Below are 20,187 nucleotides of genomic sequence, written 5' to 3'. Positions count from 1 at the left end.
TGCATGGCTTCTCCTTATCTACATTCTTTTGCTTTATTTTTCTCATTGCTCAATCCTTTTTTAATGAGCATTTATATGATTGGCTTAATCCGCCATTCAGAAGCTAAGGTGTTTAATAAAGCACTGATTCAGGGCAGTTTAATTGCTTTTGTCGTGTTCATGCTATTTGCATGGGGCGGCGAAACAATTTTTAGTAAATATCTGAATGTACGTTTTGAAGCCTTTCAGATCTTTGGAGGCCTCATCTTTTTGGTGATTGGCTACCGCTATGTGTTTCAGGGTGCCGATACCATTGGTGAAATGCGTGGGGCACCAGAACATCTGGCTGGCACCATTGCCATGCCATTTATGATCGGCCCGGGCACCATTAGTGCGGCTGTGGTCACAGGGATTGAAATGTCAATTGGTGAGGCAGCCCTAGTGATTGCCTTCACCTTGTTTTTAACTTGCAGTATTTTGATTTTGATGAAATTTTCACATGATCATTTACGCTATAAACATGCCAAACATATTGACCGTTATTTTGATATTGTCGGGCGTTTATCTGCTTTATTAATCGGTACGATCGCCATTGATATGATTATTAATGGTGTGACAGGCGTCATTAATAAAGTTTAGCAAGTCACTCATAAGAACCTGCTATGCCATTGAACATGGAATAAAATGGCATAGCATCTTCTAAAAAATTCTAAGATAAATAAAACAACTTTAAAAAATAACTTTAAAAATAGTGCTTTAAAAAATTAAATTTTAAAAAACAATCAAAGATATTAAAAAATACAATGCTATGTTGTGGATTTAAGCATGTTTTTTTTGTGAATTATCAACCATAATGTTGACTGAGCTTGTTTTAAGACAGAGTTGAGCTATGCCTACATTAGATGAAATGACCACAGCAACTGATGATCAGTCTGAATTGACGATGTCAGTTTTGATGACGCCTGATATGGCAAATTTTTCAGGTAATGTTCATGGTGGTACGATTCTAAAACTACTAGACCAAGTTGCTTACGCTTGCGCAAGTCGTTATTCGGGTGGCTACGTGGTGACTTTATCTGTAGATAAGGTAAATTTTAAAGAACCGATTTATGTAGGTGAGTTGGTAACCTTCTTGGCAAGTGTGAATCATGTAGGTCGTACTTCAATGGAAGTCGGAATCCGTGTTGAAGCGCAAAATATCCAGAAGAGGACAGTGCGCCATACCAATAGCTGTTATTTCACGATGGTTGCTGTTGATGAACAGGGCAAGCCATGTGAAGTACCTCAATTAAATCTCAATACAGAATGGAAGCGTTGCCGCTTTGAAGCTGCTGAGCATCGTAAGGTTTTACGTCTTCAAGAAAACCACAATCCATCTTGTAGCATGTATAAGAAAACTTCTTAAAAATTTTGAATTAAAAAAGGATCAAACCGCAGCATGGTTCGATCCTTTTCTTCTTTACCAAAATTCAGCGTCCATTTTTCATTTCAGTAAAATTATCTCTGAGCTTGGAGGAGAATGCTGAGAGAATTAACGAGTTGCAGGAGCAGCTTCAGAAGCAGAACCTACAGCATCAGATGCAGCATTTGCAGTGTTTGCTTGTTCTTGAGTTGAAACAACAACTTTTTCTTCACCAGCAGTGTTATGTGCTTGGTCGTGCTTAGAAGCAGCAAAAGTTGAAGCAGCAGTTAAAGCAAGTGTAGTAGCGAGTAAAGTTTTAGCTAATTTCATTTTATGGCATCCTTAAATTTCATTTAAAAATAAATTAAACCTAATCGTTCATACATACCTGAAACCTGTATGGCTGAATGACTAAGCTAGGACACATGCTAAGCCGAGCTTGGTATTACATCAATTAACTTAACAATCTATTACGGCTATCTTAACAATATGAAATATACGGGTCATTTATGTGAGCAATCTGTAAAATAAAAGGGCTTAAATACACCTTAAAATGTGAAAAAATATTTCTTATCGAGTAAAAAAAAGCCAACTGTGTTACGTAAACCTAACACTCTGGCATGAATTGTGAATATGCTTGAATAGGATATTTCGTTTGAATTGTAGATGTTAAAAGTTAATTTAGATAATTGATGAGATGCATGTCACAAATTGAGAGCTTTAGCCTGATAATTGAAAAGTATATCTTCAAAGTGAAAAATCATTTTCATGCTACTTAAACAGTGATATACCTTTCTTAGTTTTTATACCTTGTTGATTTGAGCCGATTGTGAAACTGATAGCCCCAAAAACTGTTCCCACCCATATTATTTCTGGTTTTTTAGGGGCAGGAAAAACCACATTATTACAGCATTTATTAAGCCAAAAACCTAAAGAGGAGGTTTGGGCTGTATTAATAAATGAGTTTGGACAAATTGGAGTAGACCAACAACTCTTACCTCAAGATGAAGGATATGCAGTCAAAGAGCTATTAGGGGGCTGTCTATGTTGTAGCAGTCAATTGCCGATGCATATTGCTTTAGCACGGCTATTGAGTGAACAAAAGCCAGATCGACTCTTTATTGAGCCGACTGGACTTGGGCATCCTTCTCAGTTATTTGACCAACTGACTGAGCCTCATTGGCAAAGTAGTTTAGCCATGCGAGCACTGATTACTGTGGTAGATGGTAGTCGTTTGCATGATACCAATTGGGTTAAACAAAACCTTTATGAAGATCAGTTAAAAGCTGCCCAAATTGTGGTGGTGTCACATACCGATGTGATGACTTTTGAAGATGAACAAGCGCTTGAGTTATTAAAAGACGAATATCAGCCTTATCACCAAGAGTGGATTAAAACTGAACATGGTCAGTTAGCTTTAAATAAAATTGATATAGCTGCTCGTTTAACCGAGCGATCTATACAACCTTTACTTAAACTTCAAAAGCAAATGACTGAAACCGAGGTCGCAAAGGAAATTAATCAATTACCTTATCATTATGTCGAGTCGGCACAAGGTTATATTGTGGCTGGTTGGAAGTTGCCTAAACGCTGGAAATTCGAGTTTTATGCTTTGCTAGATTTATTATGTGCACAGCAAGACTGGCTTCGAATTAAGGGAATTTTTAACACAGATCAAGGGTGGAAAGTTTTTAACTTTAATCCTGATCAGTTTAATTATAAGTCTGGTGAAGAGGGCATTGATAACCGTATTGAAATCATTAGCGAACATAACCATGATTGGTTGGCGTTTGAAACAGCATTACTTGCCTGTCAGCTTGAAAAGTAGAGAACATTAAACCAAAAGTAATTCAATGTTCTCTGAAGAGTGGGATTAAGGTTTGCTATCTAACACAGCTTTAGCTTGCGCATGGTCAATATCTTTTTCCCAGTGAGCGATCACTACGGTCGCGACACAGTTACCAATTAAGTTGGTACAGGCACGAATAATTCCAATAAACCAGTCAACTGAAAGTAGCAGCACTAACCCAATTGCAGGGAGACTTGGTATCACTGAAAGCGTGGCTGCAAGAATAACTAAAGCTGAGCCTGGAATACCGTGTGCACCTTTAGAAGTAATGAGCGAAACTAGCAAAATAGCCAGTAAGTCGTGCATAGACAAATCAATATTGCAGGCCTGTGCAATAAAGATCACGCCTAAAGTTAAGTAAATTGAAAAGCCATCTAAATTAAATGAATAACCAGTTGGAATAACCAAACCGACAGTTGAATCTTTAATTCCCAAATTTTTGAGTTTTTTCATAATTTGAGGAAGAACAGAGTCAGAAGAAGCGGTACCTAAAACAATAGCGAGTTCATCTTTAAAATAGCCCACAAATTTGAAAATGTTGAGACCGGCAAGTTTTAAAATCGAACCTAAAACAATAACGACAAATAAAATGCAGGTTGCATAAAACAGTAAAACTAAATAACCCAATTGTAAGAGTGAATCTAAACCAAATTTAGCAGTGGTATAGGCGACTGAACCGAATACACCAATTGGAGCTAAACGAATAATGAGCCCCATAATTTTAAAGAAGACTTCCGAAAAAGCTTCAAGTGCTTGACGTACCAGCTCTGCTAAATGTTTAGGAATTAAAAGTAGGGAAACACCAAATAAAATAGCGATGAGTAAAACTTGTAAAATATCGCCGTTTGCAAAAGCTGCAGTGAAGGTTTTGGGAATAATATTGAGTAGAAATTCCGAACCTGTATGCATTTCATGGGCGCGTTCAGTATAGGTACTTAAATCTTTTGCATCTAAATGGCTAATATCAATATTCATACCGACGCCCGGTTTAAATACATAAGCCACAACAATGCCTAAAATTAAGGCAATACTGGTGACCACCTCAAAATAAAGAATGGTTTTTGCACCGACTTTGCCCATTTTTTTGATGTCATTTGCACCATAGATTCCCAGTACAACCACACAAAACACAATGGGGGCAATCAGCATTTTAATTAAAGAAATAAAACCATCACCTAATGGCTTTAAAGATAGGGAGAAATCATGAAAGCCGATTCCAACTGCAACCCCAAGAAAGAGAGCACAAAGAACCTGTAAAAATAAACTACGCTTGAGCTTTAGCCACATAAGTCATCAATTTTAGAAAGAGGAGAATATCTCTCTAAAGCAAAAAACCGGCCAACTATAAAATAAGCTGAGCGTTTTGGAAGAATATGCAAATTTCACATGACTATGCTTTGTATTGTTCAGTTTTTTTATAAATTTTTACCTAAAATCGAGTATCCTTAGCGCCAAATTTTTGGACATATTAATCATGGCGCTTAAAGCAACAATTTATAAGGCAGACTTGAATATTGCCAATATGGATGACCATATTTATGGTGATTACCAGCTGACGCTTGCCTTGCATCCTTCGGAAACTTTAGAACGTTTAATGGTTCGTTTGATGGCTTTCGCCCGTTTCGCAAGTGATGAGCTTGAGTTTACTAAAGACCTTTTTGAAACTGACGAGCCAGCGTTATGGCAAAAAGATTTAACGGGTCAGTTAGAAACTTGGATCGAAGTCGGTTTACCGTCTGAAGATAAAGTCAAAAAAGCCAGTGCGCGCTGTAAAACAGTTGCGCTTGTTGTGTATGGCACACAAGTCGAAGAATGGTGGAAACGAAACAGTAAAATTAAAACGTTAAGTAACGTTCAAGTGTGGCAAATTGCCCCGCAAAGTACAGCAGAGCTTGAACAACTTTGTGAACGTACCATGCAGCTTCAATTAAATGTCATGGACAACGAGTGGACGCTTTTAGGTGAAAAGGGTCAGGCAAGTGTTGTGTGGACACAGTTACAGTAACATAGAAAAGCGCAACAAATTCTACAGATTCAGTTGGTACACTAAGTACCAATTGCGATTTTAAAGATTCAGATTAAGGGGTAAACCATGTCAAATGAATTAGAAATTATCGATTTAAAAGTAGGTGAAGGCAAAGAAGCGGTTAAAGGTGCTTTGATTACAACTCACTACACAGGTTGGTTAGAAGACGGCACAAAATTTGATTCTTCAATTGATCGTGGTAATTATTTTGAATGTGTGATTGGAACAGGCCGTGTGATTAAAGGCTGGGACCAAGGCATTATGGGAATGAAAGTTGGCGGCAAACGTAAACTCATCGTGCCTGCTCATTTAGCTTATGGTGAGCGTAAAATGGGTAAGATCATTCCAGCAAACTCTAATTTAATTTTTGAGATTGAATTATTCGATGTCAAAACTCGTGACTAGTGAAAAATTTAAAGCCCTTTAGGGGGCTTTCTTATTTATATGAGCTTTAAATATAAATACATTATTAATTTATATTTTAGCTTTTTAAATATTTAAGATTATTTTCAGATTATTTGATTATAAATGCCAAATGAAAAACTGTTCATTTGTAGGCAGTGTGATATTAAGACCAAATTTCAAATAGTTTGTGCCTTAACATCAAATTTCACATAAATAATCTATATTGATATTGAGACGCTATTTCATGACTATCCGCTTTGCATCTCCTTTGTTGAACATATCACTTGGCTTGGCCTTGGCAGGTTTGTCAGGCATGGCATTAGCTAAACCACCTAAACTGGACGCTTCAACACTTACGGTGATTGGTTATCATGAAATTACCGATACTAAAAATGCCTTAATTCCTCAATATGCAGTGACGACTCAACAATTTACACAGCACGTTGAATGGCTACAAAAAAACGGATTCCATTTTATTACGGTTGATCAGTTGATCCGTGCTCATCAGGGGAAAGCTCAACTGCCTACAAAACCGGTTTTATTAACTGTAGATGATGGTTATCAATCTTTCTATCAAAATGCGTATCCTGTCATTAAAGCTAAAAAAATCCCTGTAGTACTTGCAGTAGTAGGTTCATGGTTAGAACCAAAAGCAGGGCAGAAAGTTGATTTTTCAGGGGAAGAAATCCCACGTGATAAAATCTTAAGCTGGGGTGAGCTCAAAGAGATGCAAGATAGTGGTTTTGTAGAAATTGCAAGCCATAGCTATCATTTACACCGCGGTATTACAGGCAACCCGCAAGGTAACTCTGAACCTGCTGCAACAACTCGTTTTTATGATGTTAAAACTCAAACCTATGAGATCGATGAACAGTATCAATCACGTATTTATAATGACTTAAAGAAAAATAACGAGCTACTCAAAGCGCATGGCTTACGTTCACCACGTATTATGGTGTGGCCATATGGTCGCTACAATATGCAAACTGTCCAAATTGCGAAAAAATTGGGTATGCCAGTGACTATTACACTGGATGATGGGGCTGATCACGCAAAACAATCTCTACAAAATATGAGCCGTATTTTGGTAGAAGGCGATATGACGACTGATGATTTGGCTCAAGAAATCAAAAATCGTGAATTGAATTTAACGGATAACAACCGTCCGCAAAAAATTATGCATGTCGATCTGGACTATATTTATGACCCAGACCCGAAACAGCAAGAGCGTAATCTAGGTCATTTGTTAGACCGAATTAATGCAATGGGTGTAAATACAGTTTATTTGCAAGCTTTTTCAGATCCAGATGCTAATGGTTCTGCCGATATGGTGTATTTCCCAAACCGTCACATTCCAATGCGTGCCGACTTATTTAACCGTGTAGCATGGCAAATTCAAACCCGTACGCCTGTAAGTCGTATTTATGCATGGATGCCTTTATTGGCATGGGAACTACCAAAAACTGATCCTGTTTCTAAGGATTTGGTGGTGACAGAGCAAGCAAAAGCAGGTGAGCACCTCAACATGGGGTATATCCGTTTAAGCCCATTCTCACCAGAGGCACGCCAAACTATTCGTGAGATTTATCAAGACTTGGCTAAGTCATCTTCATTTAACGGAATTTTATTCCATGATGATGTCACTTTATCTGACTATGAAGATGCAAGCCCCGATGCATTAAAAGCTTATGCGAAACAAGGCTTACCAACAGATTTAGCAAAAATCCGTGGTAATGATCAGGACTTGCAGAAATGGACGGCATATAAGACAAAATATCTAGATGATTTTGCCATGCAACTCGTTGATGACGTGCGACAATATGAACCGTTCTTGCTTACCGCACGTAACTTATACGCGCAAGTTGCTTTAAAACCATATGCAGAAAACTGGTATTCACAATCGCTTGAAGAGTCGTTAAAACGTTATGACTTTACGGCTATTATGGCAATGCCTTATATGGAACAGGTCGATAATGCTGATCAATTCTATAAAGATATGATTGATCGTGTGAAACAATATCCAAATGGCATTAAGAAAACCGTTTTTGAATTACAGGCAACCGACTGGCGTAAAAACGAAAAGGTACCATCGGCTGAAATGGCTGCAACAATTCATTCTCTTTATCAGCAAGGTGTCATGCATGTCGGATATTACCCAGATGACCCAATTAAAGATCATCCGGATGTAAACACAATGCATAAAGCATTTGCTGAAAAATCTTCTCGTCTTGTGCCGTAGTTGAGGCTAAAACATGACAATCTTTGCTGCAATATGGTCGCATGCCTTAAAATTCGTTTTCTATTATCCATTATTCATGTCGTATTTATGGATGATTGGCGCGATCATTTTCTATTGGAAAGAACGTCAGGCTCCGCCTTACGATCAACCTGCTCCATTAGAAAGTTATCCTAAAGTTGCTGTGTTAATTCCTTGTTTTAATGAAGGGGATAATGCAGAAGAGACTATCAGTCATGCTTTAAAACTGGACTATCCTCATTTTGAAGTGATTGCGATTAATGATGGTAGCTCAGACAATACAGGAGAGGTACTCGACCGTTTAGCAGCACAACATGAAAAATTACGTGTTGTTCATTTGGCTCAAAACCAAGGTAAAGCCATGGGGTTGCAAGCCGGAAGCTTAATGACTGATGCCGAGTTTTTAATTGGTATTGATGGGGATGCTTTACTTGATCCACATGCAGCAAAGTGGATGATTCGTCATTTTCTGGAAAACCCAACCATCGCAGCTGTTACGGGTAACCCGCGTATCCGTACTCGCTCAACTTTACTAGGACGTATTCAGGTCGGCGAGTTTTCATCGATTGTCGGCATGATTAAACGTGCACAACGTACCTTTGGTCGCTTGTTTACCGTATCGGGTGTAATTACCGCTTTTCGTAAGAGTGCTGTTCACCAAGTCGATTATTGGTCACCCAATATGTTGACTGAAGATATCGATATTACTTGGAAATTGCAGCGCGCAGGCTGGGACATTCGTTTTGAACCGAATGCCTTGGTCTGGATTTTAATGCCCGAAACTCTAAATGGTTTGTGGAAACAGCGGTTACGTTGGGCTATGGGTGGGGCACAGGTATTAATTAAAAATATTGATGTGTTTACCAAACCGAAATTAAATTTTCTATGGCCTTTAATGTTTGAGCTTTGCTTAACCTTAGTTTGGTCATATTTAATGCTCGCGATGGCTTTGTTGTGGTTGGTACATTTTATTTTACCGGTCCCTGCTTTAGCCGTTGTGAGCTCTCCGTTTTTACCTTATGGTAGCGGTATTTTATTGGGGGCAACCTGTCTCATTCAGTTTGCTTTAAGCAAGTGGATGGATAGTCGTTATGAACCACATCTAGGAAAAAACTATTTCTGGATGATCTGGTATCCATTGGTCTTTTGGCTAATCACCATCTCGGCAACTATCGTGGCATTTCCAAAAGTTTTAAAACGTGGAGATGAGAAACGTGCGCGTTGGGTGAGCCCGGATCGGGGCATTCGTGGATGAAATGCAAGAGTCATGAGATTTTAAAGATCGTGCTGTATTGATGTCTGGGGAAAAACCACAGCACTTCGTTAGGTAAAGAGAGAAATGAAGACAAATTCGTTGATTATTGATTTACGCCGTCAATTACCATGGCATAAACGCTATGCTTCTACAACAAGCACAGCCATGATGTGGGCGGTTTGGTTGTTGTTGTGGCGTCCATTCGTATTTATCTGGGTATTGGCTGAGCTCCAAAAAACACATTTGGTTCACCGTTTGTTTAGTGCCTTCGGTGTAGGCATTGAACATGGCATTACTGCATTAATTGCTTGTGCAATTTGTTTATTGTTGTGGAGTCATGTGCTACCGGAGCGTCGTGTTGGTGGTAATGCGCTTAAAGCAAAACAGACAGATGACTATGCGCGCTATTTTGATTTACCTGAACATGAAATTGAGCAGGGGCGTAGCCAAAAAATTACAGTCGTTCACCACGATGAATTAGGTAAAATCGTTAGAGTTGAATAAAAAAGATTAATCAAAAAAGCCCGCATCATGTGGGCTTTTTTTTACGCTAATTTCGGTATATCCATAAGTTTTAAACTGTAGAGCGCAGTGCTTAAGTAGATGTTATTTACCTTTAAAAATAGGAGGTCTTTTTTGCAACATGGCAAAAACACCTTCTTGAACATCTTCCGTTGTGAGCAATGGTTGAAGATGGCTTTGCAATTGCTTAAAGGCAACCTCGTAACCTTCATTCATGGCTTCACGTGCAGAGGCAAGGGTCGCTTTTACCGCAAGTGGTGCAGCTTGAGTTATGTGTTCAGCAAGTTCTATTGCACGGTTGAGCTGAGAGCCTTCTGGGCATATTTCGGTAATCAGGTTCATATCAAAAGCTGCTTTGGCATCAAAAGAGTCACCTGTTAACAAATAGCGCATGGCTTTGGCCCAACCCGCGGCTTGAGTAAAACGTGCAGTTGCTCCGCCAAAAGGTAAGATGCCACGTTGAACTTCCATTTGAGCAAATTGTGTATTTTCATTCGCAATCGTAATATCAGCATTGAGAAATAGTTCTATACCAGCGGTGTAACAATAACCTTGTACTGCCACTATCAAAGGTTTACTAAGCTTTCGGCCTACAGTGCCCCAAGGGTTAATTTCATTTTCACTAAAATCAAAAACACCTGTAGCGAGTTTAGGTTGTAACTCAACTAGGTCTAAACCAGCTGTAAAATGATCGCCATGAGCAAAGATAATTGCACAGCGCAGGGCATCATTATTTTCATATTCAGTGAGCGCTAGTGATAAGTCTTTGATCATGTGGCTATCGAAGGCATTACGTTTTGCAGCCCGATCTAGGCCAATTAAAAAAATATGTCCACGAGTTTCACGGCTAACTTTTCCTTCTTGATTTGACATATTCTCATGCTCTTTATTTGTCTTTCATTATCTTTTAAACAATCATTAAAAAACGATCAAATACAATTTGTTGATGACCTGATAAGTATTTCTTTTATCTATCTACGTATTGAAATAAATCGATGTCATATGAAAAGTATAAACTCTCATATCATGTTAATTTCCATGATTTATTTAAATTAGCAGTTTGCTTAACTTTATATTTTTCTCATAATACGCTGTCAAAATGATCTCAATAAGCAGCTGTTTTATGTCACCTCTAGAAATTTTTGCAGTTTTGATTAGCCTAATTGGAGTCGGATTAACTGTCATCCGTAATATGTGGTGTTGGCTGTTTAATTTCTTTGCCTTTGTTTTATATGCCTATTTGTTTTACGAATTTAAGCTATATGGCGAAACGATTTTGCAGTTCTTTTTTATGGTCGTAAATTTTTATGGCTTTTACTACTGGCTCAAAGGAAAGCAGCAAGATCATGACATTCGTATAGAGCCAATAGCTCCTAAAGTTGCAATTTTTCAAATGATCATTGCCGCGGTAGGTGGCTTGCTTTTTGGCTTAATTCTTAAAAACTTTACTGATGCAGCAGTTCCTATGCTCGACTCACAACTTGCCGCATTTAGTTTACTTGCAACGTATTGGACCAGCCGAAAACATATTGCGACTTGGATACTTTGGGTATTTGTCGATATTATTTATGTCGGTATGTTCATCTATAAAGATTTATTTTTAACAGCTGCTTTGTATGCAGCATTTGTTTTGATGGCAGCTTATGGTTGGTATCAATGGGAAAAGGTTAAAAAGAAACAGCTTTTAGCCTCAAACCAGCTTTAATTTGGAGAACGATCATGTTGTTGAGCTTAGAGGCCTATAAACAACAACAGTTTGATCAAATTGCTGCAAAAATAATGGCAGAGCCAAAACAGTATTGTGAATTTAATTCTGTATCAGATTTTTATAACGCTGCATGGCTTAAGAAATTTCCACAAGGCAGCCAGATTTTTGCTACCGGTTTAGATGATGGTGCTGAAGAGTTTTATGCAATTATTCAGTTTAAAGAGCAGTATTTAAAGTTTGATATTAAAGAGCATCATTCGACAGTTATTTTTCAAGACATGAATGGGAAAGTATTCGAAAGTAACTTTTAATTTATAAAATCACTTTCCATAAAAAAGCGACTTAACGTCGCTTTTTTTAATAAATAAATTTGGAAATTTTATTTGCTGTTTCAATGACGAGGTTTGCGATATCTTCTTTAAAAGTTTTTTCGTCGTAAGTGGTAATTGGGCAACTCACTGAAATAACAGCGACCATTTTACCATTTGACTGTTTAAAGATAGGTGCCGCACAGGCTGCCATATCATGATTGTAATGACCCCAGCTCACCATGGTCTTTTGAGTTTTTACGTAAGAGAGCCTTTGCAATAAAGCTTTTAAACTGGTTGGAGTCAGTTCAGAGAAACTGTCCCAATCATTAAAATTACGGTAACGCTGACGTACTTCAGTTTCAGGTAAATCAGACAAAAGCATTTGACCAATCACGGTGGCATGAGCAGGCCAGCGAGTTCCTAAGCTAATGTTGCTCGTAAATGTTCCCATCGACTGAATGTTATTTACAAAGACAATATGAGTGCCTTCTAAAATTGAAAGATGCACCGCAAGTTTGGTTTGGTCACGTAGTTCTTTCATTAATGGTGTCGATAAATCGAGTAATGAAAGTTTAGATAGACTGTTAAAACCAAGTTCCATCACTTTAGAATCGAGAGCATAAGTTTTTTGAGATGCTTTTCTTAAATAACCACAAGATTCGAGTGTATAGATTAGACGAAATGCACTAGAACGGTTCACTTCTAAAATTTCAGCAATTTCTGTAATTGTCATTTCTTGCGCTTGTTGATTAAAAGCTTGCAAGATAGCTAAACCCCGCACAAGGCCGGGGACTAAATATCGATCATCATTTTTTGTAGTTTCTGATTCTTGAGAATCTTCTTCAATCGCTAGGCTCATTCGTGTCTTTTTCCTATAAATAAAACAAGGTTCAATTTGGGGCATGCTGCTTTATTTTAGAACTATTGTAATTGTTAAAAATACATAAAACAATTTTTATATTTAAAACTTTGTTTCCAGAATGAAACGTAACAAAATATTTAAAATTTATTAAAGTAATGAATTTTATATTTATTTTTACTTTGACAAAAAATGATCAAGGGTATTATGCTTAGCTTGTGTTTTGAAAGTTAAATTATGTTTTGTATATAAAACAAAATGAGGGCGCAAGGTATGAGTTGGATCTCAGTTTGTCAGCAGGGTGACGTTAGCGAAGATGAGCCGAAAGCCATCGAAATTGAAGGGAAAAAAATAGGCGTATTTTTCGTCGATGAAAATTACTTTGCTATCGAAAATGTTTGCCCTCATGCGTATGCCTTATTAACCGAAGGATTTATCGAAGATCAGACTGTTGAATGTCCATTGCATGAAGCAATTTTTGACATTCAGACAGGTGAGCTAAAAAGTGGACCAGGGTGTAGAAACCTATGTACGTACCCAGTTCGTGTTGAAGGACAGGATATTCAAATTCAACTCTAGTCCTCACATGTACAAGGAAGCAGAACAATGAAGACATTTAATGAAAAGTTGGCAAGCTGGATTCATGCAACGCCGGCAACCGAAGCAGGTATCAACAATATTCAAGTTCCAGGTCAATCTGAATTGTTGGTTTGGCAGACACGTTATAAAGAGCCAACTCTCTACGAACAAGATTTTGTAAAGAACTTGATTCAGGCATTTTCTGCGGGCGCAACAGAGTTAGATGACGTTGTTTCTGCACTTAATCAACAGGGTTTCCGCTGTGAATCTGGTGATGAATGGACTTCTGCAAGCTTTACAGAAGAATTGCAACGTTTAGGTTATTGATTCAGGGAAGAATAAAATGAACGCAATCGTATCAGCTTCACAAAGCGCTGAAGAATATTTAGAACTTGGTTTACGTGATCAATGGCACCCGGTTTTAGCAAGTTGGGAAGTCGCTGCTAATCCAGTTGGAATTACTCGTTTAGGCGAAAATATTGTGGTTTGGCGTGATGCCGAAGGTCAGGTTCATGCGCTTGAAGATCGCTGTCCACACCGCGGTGCTCGTCTTTCACTTGGTTGGAACTTGGGTGACCGAGTTGCTTGCTGGTATCACGGTGTTGAGGTTCGTGCTGATGGTGTAGTTGCTGATGTACCAGCCGTTCATGAATGTCCAATGACTGGAACCAAATGTTTAAAGAACTATCCGGTCATTGAGCAACATGGCGCAATCTTCATCTGGTTTGGTATTGATGCAAATGAACAGCCAAAACCGCTTGAGTTTCCAGAGCAACTTGCAAGTGAAGAGTGGAGTTCATTCCTCTGCCAAGCAGACTGGAAAGTAAACCATCAATACGCAATTGATAACGTGATGGACCCAATGCACGGGACCTATTTGCACTGTACTTCACACTCTATGGCAGATGGTGAACGTACTGCAGAGATGAAGCATCGTACAACCGATAATGGCTTTGTTTTCGAAAAAGAAGGCCAAACAGGCGTGAACTTCGACTGGGTTGAATATGGTTCAACTGGTGCAAGCTGGTTACGTCTTTCAATTCCTTACCGTAAACAATTTGGTCCAGGTGGTGAATTCTGGATTGTGGGTTATGCAACCCCAATTGATGCCAACAATACCCGTGTATTTTTCTGGCGCTGCCGTAAGGTAAGTGGCTGGCAACGTAATGTATGGCGTTTCTTATATCGCAATCATTTAGAACAGTTGCATTGGGATGTGTTGGAACAAGACCGCATTATTTTAGAAAACCTTGCACCAAATGCGCGTGAAAGAGAATTCTTATATCAACACGATGTGGGTCTTGCACGTTTACGCCGTTTAATGAAGAAAGAAGCTGAGAAGCAATTAAAGAAAATTGCTGCGCTAAATGCATCAAACCGTATCGAGATGCAGGAAGAAGCTCATGGCTAATGTAGCGTTGTTGCAAGGCAAAAAAGTTTTAGTGACAGGTGCTGCGCGTGGTTTAGGCCGAGATTTTGCTCAAGCCATTGCTGAGGCTGGTGCTGAAGTTGTGATGGCAGATATTTTGTCTGACTTGGTGCAACAAGAAGCACAAACTTTACAGAAACAAGGACTCAATGTTCATGCAGTAACAGTTGACCTTGCCAATGCAGACTCTATTGAAAATGCGGTTGCCGAAAGCGTGGAAGTATTACAAGGACTAGACGGACTTGTGAACTGTGCGGCACTGGCAACCAATGTCGGTGGAAAAAATATGATTGATTATGATCCTGAACTTTGGGATCGGGTCATGAATATTAATGTGAAAGGTACATGGCTAATCAGTAAGGCATGCGTTCCCCATCTAAAACAATCGGCTGAGGGCAAGATTATTAATGTTGCTTCCGATACAGCACTTTGGGGCGCACCGAACTTGATGGCTTATGTAGCAAGTAAAGGTGCAATTCTTGCCATGACACGTTCAATGGCAAGAGAGTTGGGACAGTTCAATATCTGTGTTAATACCTTGTCACCCGGCCTTACTCTGGTTGAAGCAACTGAGTATGTGCCGCAGGAACGTCACGATTTATATGTAAACGGAAGAGCGATTCAACGTCAGCAACTTCCACAAGATTTAAATGGAACAGCATTGTATCTACTGTCGGATTTGTCCTCTTTTGTGACAGGTCAAAATATTCCGGTCAATGGCGGTTTTGTCTTTAACTAAGGAGTAGTCAAATGATTACAGGGATCGAGATTTTAAAGTTTGGAGTTGAAGATAGAGCCGCTTCAAACAAGTTTTTAGCAGATTTTGGTTTAAGCCAAAGTACTTCGGATATTGAAGGCGCTGATCTTTACCAGACTCAAAACGGTAGCAAAATTTATTTATTTAATTGTGATGATGACCGTTTGCCTGCTGCCATTGAAAAAGGTTCAACTTTACGTGAAGTGACTTGGGGCGTAGATAGTGCTCAAGACCTCGAAGACTTAGCAGCTCGTTTGGCCGATGTAGAGGGTTTTAAACGTTCTGAAAGTACAGTTCAGTGTCTTGACCCAAATGGCATGACCATTCGTTTTGAACAAAGTTTTGTTAAAGAAGTACCAGAACTTAAAACGGAAGGTATTAACCAATACGGCAACATTCAACGTGTGAATGCAGCAAGTCCTGTCTATGAAAAAGGCCAACCTGTTGCCATTGGACATGTGGTGTTCTTCACACCGGATTTGGCAACAACTGAAAACTTCTATATTGAAAAAGTAGGCTTTCATTTATCTGATGCCTACAAAAATCGGGGTGCATTCTTACGCTGCCGCGGTGAAGGTTATCACCATGATTTATTCTTGCTCAGTGTTCCAAATAAACCTGCTGGCTTAAATCACGTTGCGTTTGTAGTACGTGATATTCATGAGGTGATTGGGGGCGGTTTAAATATGAATCGTTCGGAGTGGTCAACCTTTATTGGACCGGGACGTCATCCAATTTCTTCTGCTTATTTCTGGTACGTCAACTCACCATTGGGTGGTGCATTTGAATATTACACCAACGATGATTATTTGACAGAAGAATGGCAGCCACGTGTAGAAGAACATCGTCTAGAGCTTTTCACCGAATGGGCGATTGAAGGTGGTCTTGATGACACAACTCGCCGTCAGGTGAAGCCTGTTTAACAGGGATTGCTTTACAAGGAAGATGGCTATGGAAAAGATCGTAATTGTAGGTGCCGGACAGGCAGCGGGTTGGGCAGTAAGTACCTTACGTCAAAATGGGTATGTGGGCGAAATTCACGTGGTTTCAAATGAAGATCAAGTGTTTTATGAACGTCCGCCACTGTCTAAGCAAGTACTTTCAAAAGAAGCAACTTATGAAAGTTTGAATCTGTTCTCTCCTGAACAGGTTCAAGAGTTCAACGTTCAATGGCATAAACCGGAAATTGCAACAAAAGTCGACCGTGAGCAAAAACAGGTTCATTTAGAAAGTGGCCAGATTTTGCCATATGACAAATTGCTGATTGCAACCGGAAGCCGTGCACGTGTACCGGTCAATACATGGCAATTTATTCCAAATGTTGTGACCTTACGCAATGTGCATGACTGTGAACGTTTGGCTGAAATTTTAAAGAATGCAAAAAATGTCGCTGTGATTGGCGGTGGCTGGATTGGTTTAGAAATTGCTGCAACTGCACGTAAGCAAGGTAAAGATGTTCATATTTTTGAATATGGCGACCGTTTATGCGCAAGAAGTGTGAGTCCGGAAGTTTCTGCATTTTTAAAAAATATGCATGAGACCCAAGGCACAAAAATTCATTTAGACAGCAAGAGCCTTCATTTAGTTGAAGCGCCGAATCAGAAAGTTGAAGTGGTGAACCATCCTCAAAATAGCCAGTTATTTGACTGTGTTGTGGTAGGTGCAGGCGCTGAAATTGCCAAAGAGTTAGGTGTACATGCTGGTCTCGATGTGAAAGATGGCATTGTGGTGAACTGTTTTGGGCAAACTTCAGATCAAAACATTTATGCCGCAGGCGATGTCGCAATTCATCCGGGTTTGGGGTATTGCATTCAGTCTTGGGCAAATGCGCAAAATCAGGCGATTGCTGCAGCAAAATCGATGCTCGGAATTGAAACTGAATATACTGATATTCCATGGCTTTGGTCTGATCAATATCACTTCAATATCCAGATTTTAGGGACGTATCAGCCTGAAAAAACCAAAGAAGTGGTGATTCGCCAAGGTGGTGAAGATCAGGTGAGCTATTTATATCTGGACCATGAAAATCGTTTGCTCAACATGATTGCCATTAATGATTCTAAACTGATCAAACTGGCGAAACGTTGGATGCAAGCCAACACCGTTTTAGATCCAAAACTATTAGCAGATGCTGAATTTAATGTCATGAAGTTAAAACCGTAAACATTAAATCTGGTTCTCATTACCAAATCGAAGGAATGACACATGAGTAATGAAGAAAAAAGTGGATTGAAGCATTGGGTACCTGCTTTTGTCCTTATGGTGTGTGTGGTACTGGCATTTTTCGACAAGATTAGTATTGCGGTTTTATTTTCAGATCCTCATTTTCAAAGTGCAATGGGAATTGCTGAAGATAAGGCCAAGCTTGGATGGCTCATGACAAGTTTCTTACTTGCTTATGGTTTTTCATCGGTCTTTCTAAGCTTTTTAGGTGACATTTTTAACCCAAAGAAAATGCTGTTCTGGAGCGTAACATCGTGGGGAATACTCATGTTTTGCATGGGGTTCACCACTAGTTATTCAGGCATGTTGGTTTTACGTGTACTGCTTGGTTTAGCAGAAGGTCCTTTATTTGCCTTGGCTTACACCATTGTTAAGCAGACTTACACAGACCGTCAGCAGGCACGCGCTTCTACCATGTTCTTACTTGGAACGCCGATTGGTGCATTCCTTGGTTTCCCGATCACTGCAAATGTTTTAGCTCACCATGACTGGCACACCACTTTTTTTGTGATGGCTGCGCTAACCCTGATTGCGATTTTTAGCATTGTTTTTGGTCTGCGTAACTTGCAGCTCAAGAAAACTGTCGAAATTGAGGGTGAGAGTAAACGTACCAATTTCAAAGGTCACATTGCCAATACCAAGATACTTTTGAGCAATAGAGCATTCTGGTTGGTTTGTCTGTTCAACATTGCATTGATGACGTATTTGTGGGGCTTAAATAGCTGGGTTCCTTCTTACTTAATGCAAGACAAAGGATTCAATCTCAAAGAGTTTGGGATGTATTCAAGCTTTCCATTCATTGCCATGTTAATTGGCGAAATTATCGGTGCGTTTTTATCTGACAAGTTAGGCCGCCGAGCAATTCAAGTATTTAGCGGTTTATTACTCGCGGGCATCTTCATGTATGTGATGGTCATTATGACCGAGCCATTATTGATTATTGCTGCCATGTCTTTAAGCGCTATGGCTTGGGGTTTTGGAGTAGCAGCTGTATTTGCTCTGCTTGCAAGAGTAACAACCTCAAATGTAGGGGCGACTGCGGGTGGAATATTTAACGGTTTAGGTAATTTTGCAAGTGCAATTGCGCCTGTTCTTATCGGTTACATCGTGATGCAAACACATAGTTTTAATTTAGGAATTACCTTCTTGGCTGCTGTCGCTGTCATTGGGTCGTTGTTCTTGGTTCCTCTTTTAAAACGTTATTAATTCACTGTATAGGAGTTTAAAAAATGACTACACAACAATTCGAATCGTGGGCACAACCAGAGGGTGCTTCTTTAGAAGAGTGGTTAAACACGCGTATTGCTCGCTTTGAGACACGTAAATATGACTTTGATGCTTTGAAGTTCCAAGCAGATTACGACCCGAAATATCGCCGTGCACAAATGCGTTACATGGGTACGGGTGCAACAGGCGTTGCAAATGACGGTAACACCGTGCCAGCAGAAAACTTCACATTTTCAACCATGGTTCTGCCACCACAGTGTGAAGGTCCTTTGCACATTCACCACGATGTTGAAGAAGTGTTCTTTATGCTCCGCGGCGAAATTGATTTGTTCATTGAACACAATGGCGAAAAATTTGAGACCCGTTTAAAAGAGCGTGACCTGATTTCAATTCCACCGGGAATTTACCGCGGTTTATTTAACCCAGGTCAAGAAGATGCCTTGATGTGTGTGATGTTGGGAACAGGTAAACCAACAATTCCTAACTATCCACCAGAGCATCCATTGTCTCAAATCAAACGTTAATTGTTTGATGAAGTGAATGAAAGGAAAGAATTGAAAATGATGACACTCATTGAAAAGTTAGCAGAATTTCCGGTGAAAACCGTGACTGTTCAAGGTCAGCAACAAGCTTATCGGGAAGCCGGTCAGGGCGAGTACCTTGTGCTGTTGCATGGCATTAGTTCAGGTTCTGCTTCATGGGTAAACCAACTTGAAGTGTTGTCTCATCATTTTCATGTCATTGCCTGGGACGCACCAGGCTATGGCAAATCAGATGAACTTTTAACGGATCAACCCAATGCGACCGACTATGCAAAGCGTTTAGCAGCATTGTTCGATGTTTTAAAAATTGAAAAAGCAATTGTGGTTGGACACTCATTAGGTGCCTTACAGGCGAGTGCATTTGCTGCACTTTACCCAGAGCGAGTGGAACACTTGGTCGTCGCTAATTTAGCGCAAGGCTACCAACGCCACGATGAAAAGACACAAATTCAGGTTTTTGAAAAAAGACCAAAGATGTTGAAAGAACTTGGTGCTAAAGGAATGGCCGAAAACCGTGGACCTCATTTGATTTATAAACAAGAGCCCCAAGCCTTAGCTTTAGTTTCAGAGGTGATGCAACAGTTGACTCTACAGGGTTTCACACATGCATCGTACTTACTCGCATATGACGAAATACGTAATTACTTAACCCATTTAAAAGTCCCATGCACAGTCATTGCAGGGCAGCAAGATCAAATCACTCCTGCGTTAGGTATACAAGAGCTTGCTCAGGAATTGCAGTTGGAGCAGCGCTTCGTCATAGAAGATGCAGGACATTTAAGTTATGTCGACCAACCGCAAGCATTTAACCAAATTATGTTGACGATTCAGGAACAATCGTAAGAGAGATTAAGGAT

Annotated in this window: 23 protein-coding genes; 19 read left to right on the top strand and 4 right to left on the bottom strand. The window is 39.5% G+C overall.

The genetic code is table 11. The features are described 5' to 3' along the window. The first annotated feature begins 3 nt into the window (after window positions 1-3). Entirely contained in the window at window positions 4-618 is a 615-nt protein-coding gene (locus HLV59_RS13980) for a MarC family protein (RefSeq protein WP_002117499.1), read from the top strand. 250 nt (window positions 619-868) lie between these two features. Further along, a complete protein-coding gene (locus HLV59_RS13975) occupies window positions 869-1,384 on the top strand; it encodes an acyl-CoA thioesterase (protein WP_005070756.1) in 516 nt (171 codons plus the stop codon). Between the two features lie 126 nt (window positions 1,385-1,510). On the opposite strand, the gene HLV59_RS13970 is transcribed toward HLV59_RS13975, so the two are convergent. Next, window positions 1,511-1,711 (bottom strand): hypothetical protein, encoded by a 201-nt coding sequence (locus HLV59_RS13970; protein ID WP_000761577.1) that lies wholly within the window; start codon window positions 1,709-1,711, stop codon window positions 1,511-1,513. 499 nt (window positions 1,712-2,210) lie between these two features. Here HLV59_RS13970 and HLV59_RS13965 point away from each other — a divergent pair, with 499 nt between their 5' ends. Further along, window positions 2,211-3,209 carry a CobW family GTP-binding protein gene (locus tag HLV59_RS13965; protein ID WP_171430213.1) on the top strand — a complete coding sequence of 333 codons (999 nt, stop codon included), beginning with the start codon at window positions 2,211-2,213 and terminating at the stop codon, window positions 3,207-3,209. Between the two features lie 45 nt (window positions 3,210-3,254). On the opposite strand, the gene dctA is transcribed toward HLV59_RS13965, so the two are convergent. Further along, complete coding sequence (gene dctA, locus HLV59_RS13960) at window positions 3,255-4,517, bottom strand: C4-dicarboxylate transporter DctA (protein WP_171430212.1); 1,263 nt, start codon at window positions 4,515-4,517, stop codon at window positions 3,255-3,257. 187 nt (window positions 4,518-4,704) lie between these two features. Here dctA and HLV59_RS13955 point away from each other — a divergent pair, with 187 nt between their 5' ends. The 5 genes from HLV59_RS13955 to pgaD all read left to right on the top strand — a co-directional run bounded on the left by HLV59_RS13955 (window position 4,705) and on the right by pgaD (window position 9,677). Further along, window positions 4,705-5,235, top strand: coding sequence for a YaeQ family protein (locus HLV59_RS13955; protein ID WP_002117684.1), 531 nt, complete (start codon window positions 4,705-4,707; stop codon window positions 5,233-5,235). 87 nt (window positions 5,236-5,322) lie between these two features. Then, a complete protein-coding gene (locus HLV59_RS13950) occupies window positions 5,323-5,661 on the top strand; it encodes an FKBP-type peptidyl-prolyl cis-trans isomerase (RefSeq protein WP_002117532.1) in 339 nt (112 codons plus the stop codon). Between the two features lie 244 nt (window positions 5,662-5,905). Beyond that, on the top strand, window positions 5,906-7,900 hold the full coding sequence (pgaB, locus tag HLV59_RS13945; protein ID WP_171430211.1) for a poly-beta-1,6-N-acetyl-D-glucosamine N-deacetylase PgaB: 1,995 nt from the start codon (window positions 5,906-5,908) through the stop codon (window positions 7,898-7,900). A gap of 13 nt (window positions 7,901-7,913) precedes the next feature. Further along, a complete protein-coding gene (pgaC, locus tag HLV59_RS13940) occupies window positions 7,914-9,173 on the top strand; it encodes a poly-beta-1,6-N-acetyl-D-glucosamine synthase (protein WP_016144583.1) in 1,260 nt (419 codons plus the stop codon). Window positions 9,174-9,257: 84 nt separating this feature from the next. Beyond that, a complete protein-coding gene (gene pgaD / locus HLV59_RS13935) occupies window positions 9,258-9,677 on the top strand; it encodes a poly-beta-1,6-N-acetyl-D-glucosamine biosynthesis protein PgaD (RefSeq protein ID WP_031947620.1) in 420 nt (139 codons plus the stop codon). A gap of 102 nt (window positions 9,678-9,779) precedes the next feature. Here the strand turns inward: pgaD and HLV59_RS13930 are convergent, their stop codons facing one another. After that, window positions 9,780-10,568 (bottom strand): crotonase/enoyl-CoA hydratase family protein, encoded by a 789-nt coding sequence (locus HLV59_RS13930; RefSeq protein ID WP_216606728.1) that lies wholly within the window; start codon window positions 10,566-10,568, stop codon window positions 9,780-9,782. Between the two features lie 250 nt (window positions 10,569-10,818). On the opposite strand from HLV59_RS13930, the gene pnuC reads away from it, so the two are divergent. Both pnuC and HLV59_RS13920 read left to right on the top strand, forming a co-directional pair. Continuing rightward, window positions 10,819-11,400: a nicotinamide riboside transporter PnuC gene (gene pnuC / locus HLV59_RS13925; RefSeq protein ID WP_005075405.1), complete on the top strand. Its 582-nt coding sequence runs from the start codon at window positions 10,819-10,821 to the stop codon at window positions 11,398-11,400. 14 nt (window positions 11,401-11,414) lie between these two features. Beyond that, window positions 11,415-11,714 (top strand): hypothetical protein, encoded by a 300-nt coding sequence (locus HLV59_RS13920; RefSeq protein WP_171430210.1) that lies wholly within the window; start codon window positions 11,415-11,417, stop codon window positions 11,712-11,714. A gap of 46 nt (window positions 11,715-11,760) precedes the next feature. Here the strand turns inward: HLV59_RS13920 and HLV59_RS13915 are convergent, their stop codons facing one another. Then, window positions 11,761-12,573 (bottom strand): IclR family transcriptional regulator, encoded by an 813-nt coding sequence (locus tag HLV59_RS13915; protein WP_125698416.1) that lies wholly within the window; start codon window positions 12,571-12,573, stop codon window positions 11,761-11,763. Window positions 12,574-12,846: 273 nt separating this feature from the next. Here HLV59_RS13915 and HLV59_RS13910 point away from each other — a divergent pair, with 273 nt between their 5' ends. Genes HLV59_RS13910 through HLV59_RS13870 form a run of 9 tightly spaced genes read left to right on the top strand, consistent with a single transcriptional unit; the run spans window position 12,847 to window position 20,173 of the window. Beyond that, window positions 12,847-13,152 (top strand): non-heme iron oxygenase ferredoxin subunit, encoded by a 306-nt coding sequence (locus HLV59_RS13910; RefSeq protein ID WP_002117586.1) that lies wholly within the window; start codon window positions 12,847-12,849, stop codon window positions 13,150-13,152. Window positions 13,153-13,179: 27 nt separating this feature from the next. Continuing rightward, window positions 13,180-13,479, top strand: a complete 300-nt coding sequence (locus HLV59_RS13905; protein WP_171430209.1) for a recombinase-like helix-turn-helix domain-containing protein — start codon at window positions 13,180-13,182, stop codon at window positions 13,477-13,479. A gap of 16 nt (window positions 13,480-13,495) precedes the next feature. Then, on the top strand, window positions 13,496-14,563 hold the full coding sequence (locus tag HLV59_RS13900) for an aromatic ring-hydroxylating oxygenase subunit alpha (RefSeq protein ID WP_171430208.1): 1,068 nt from the start codon (window positions 13,496-13,498) through the stop codon (window positions 14,561-14,563). Next, on the top strand, window positions 14,556-15,320 hold the full coding sequence (locus tag HLV59_RS13895) for an SDR family oxidoreductase (protein ID WP_216606727.1): 765 nt from the start codon (window positions 14,556-14,558) through the stop codon (window positions 15,318-15,320). The genes HLV59_RS13900 and HLV59_RS13895 overlap by 8 nt, the downstream gene beginning before the upstream one ends. Window positions 15,321-15,331: 11 nt before the next feature. Next, window positions 15,332-16,261: a VOC family protein gene (locus HLV59_RS13890; protein WP_171430207.1), complete on the top strand. Its 930-nt coding sequence runs from the start codon at window positions 15,332-15,334 to the stop codon at window positions 16,259-16,261. Between the two features lie 28 nt (window positions 16,262-16,289). Further along, on the top strand, window positions 16,290-17,501 hold the full coding sequence (locus HLV59_RS13885; protein WP_087088450.1) for an NAD(P)/FAD-dependent oxidoreductase: 1,212 nt from the start codon (window positions 16,290-16,292) through the stop codon (window positions 17,499-17,501). A gap of 42 nt (window positions 17,502-17,543) precedes the next feature. After that, on the top strand, window positions 17,544-18,767 hold the full coding sequence (locus tag HLV59_RS13880; protein WP_016144594.1) for an MFS transporter: 1,224 nt from the start codon (window positions 17,544-17,546) through the stop codon (window positions 18,765-18,767). A gap of 23 nt (window positions 18,768-18,790) precedes the next feature. Next, window positions 18,791-19,312, top strand: a complete 522-nt coding sequence (locus HLV59_RS13875) for a cupin domain-containing protein (protein WP_016144595.1) — start codon at window positions 18,791-18,793, stop codon at window positions 19,310-19,312. A 36-nt stretch (window positions 19,313-19,348) separates the two neighbouring features. After that, window positions 19,349-20,173, top strand: coding sequence for an alpha/beta fold hydrolase (locus HLV59_RS13870; protein WP_057104897.1), 825 nt, complete (start codon window positions 19,349-19,351; stop codon window positions 20,171-20,173). Window positions 20,174-20,187: the final 14 nt, after the last annotated feature.

The sequence above is a fragment of the Acinetobacter lactucae genome (assembly GCF_013122135.1).
GTDB classification, from domain to species: domain Bacteria; phylum Pseudomonadota; class Gammaproteobacteria; order Pseudomonadales; family Moraxellaceae; genus Acinetobacter; species Acinetobacter lactucae.
The sequence above is the reverse complement of the archived record's forward strand: the minus strand, read 5'-3'. Positions and strand labels throughout refer to the sequence as shown.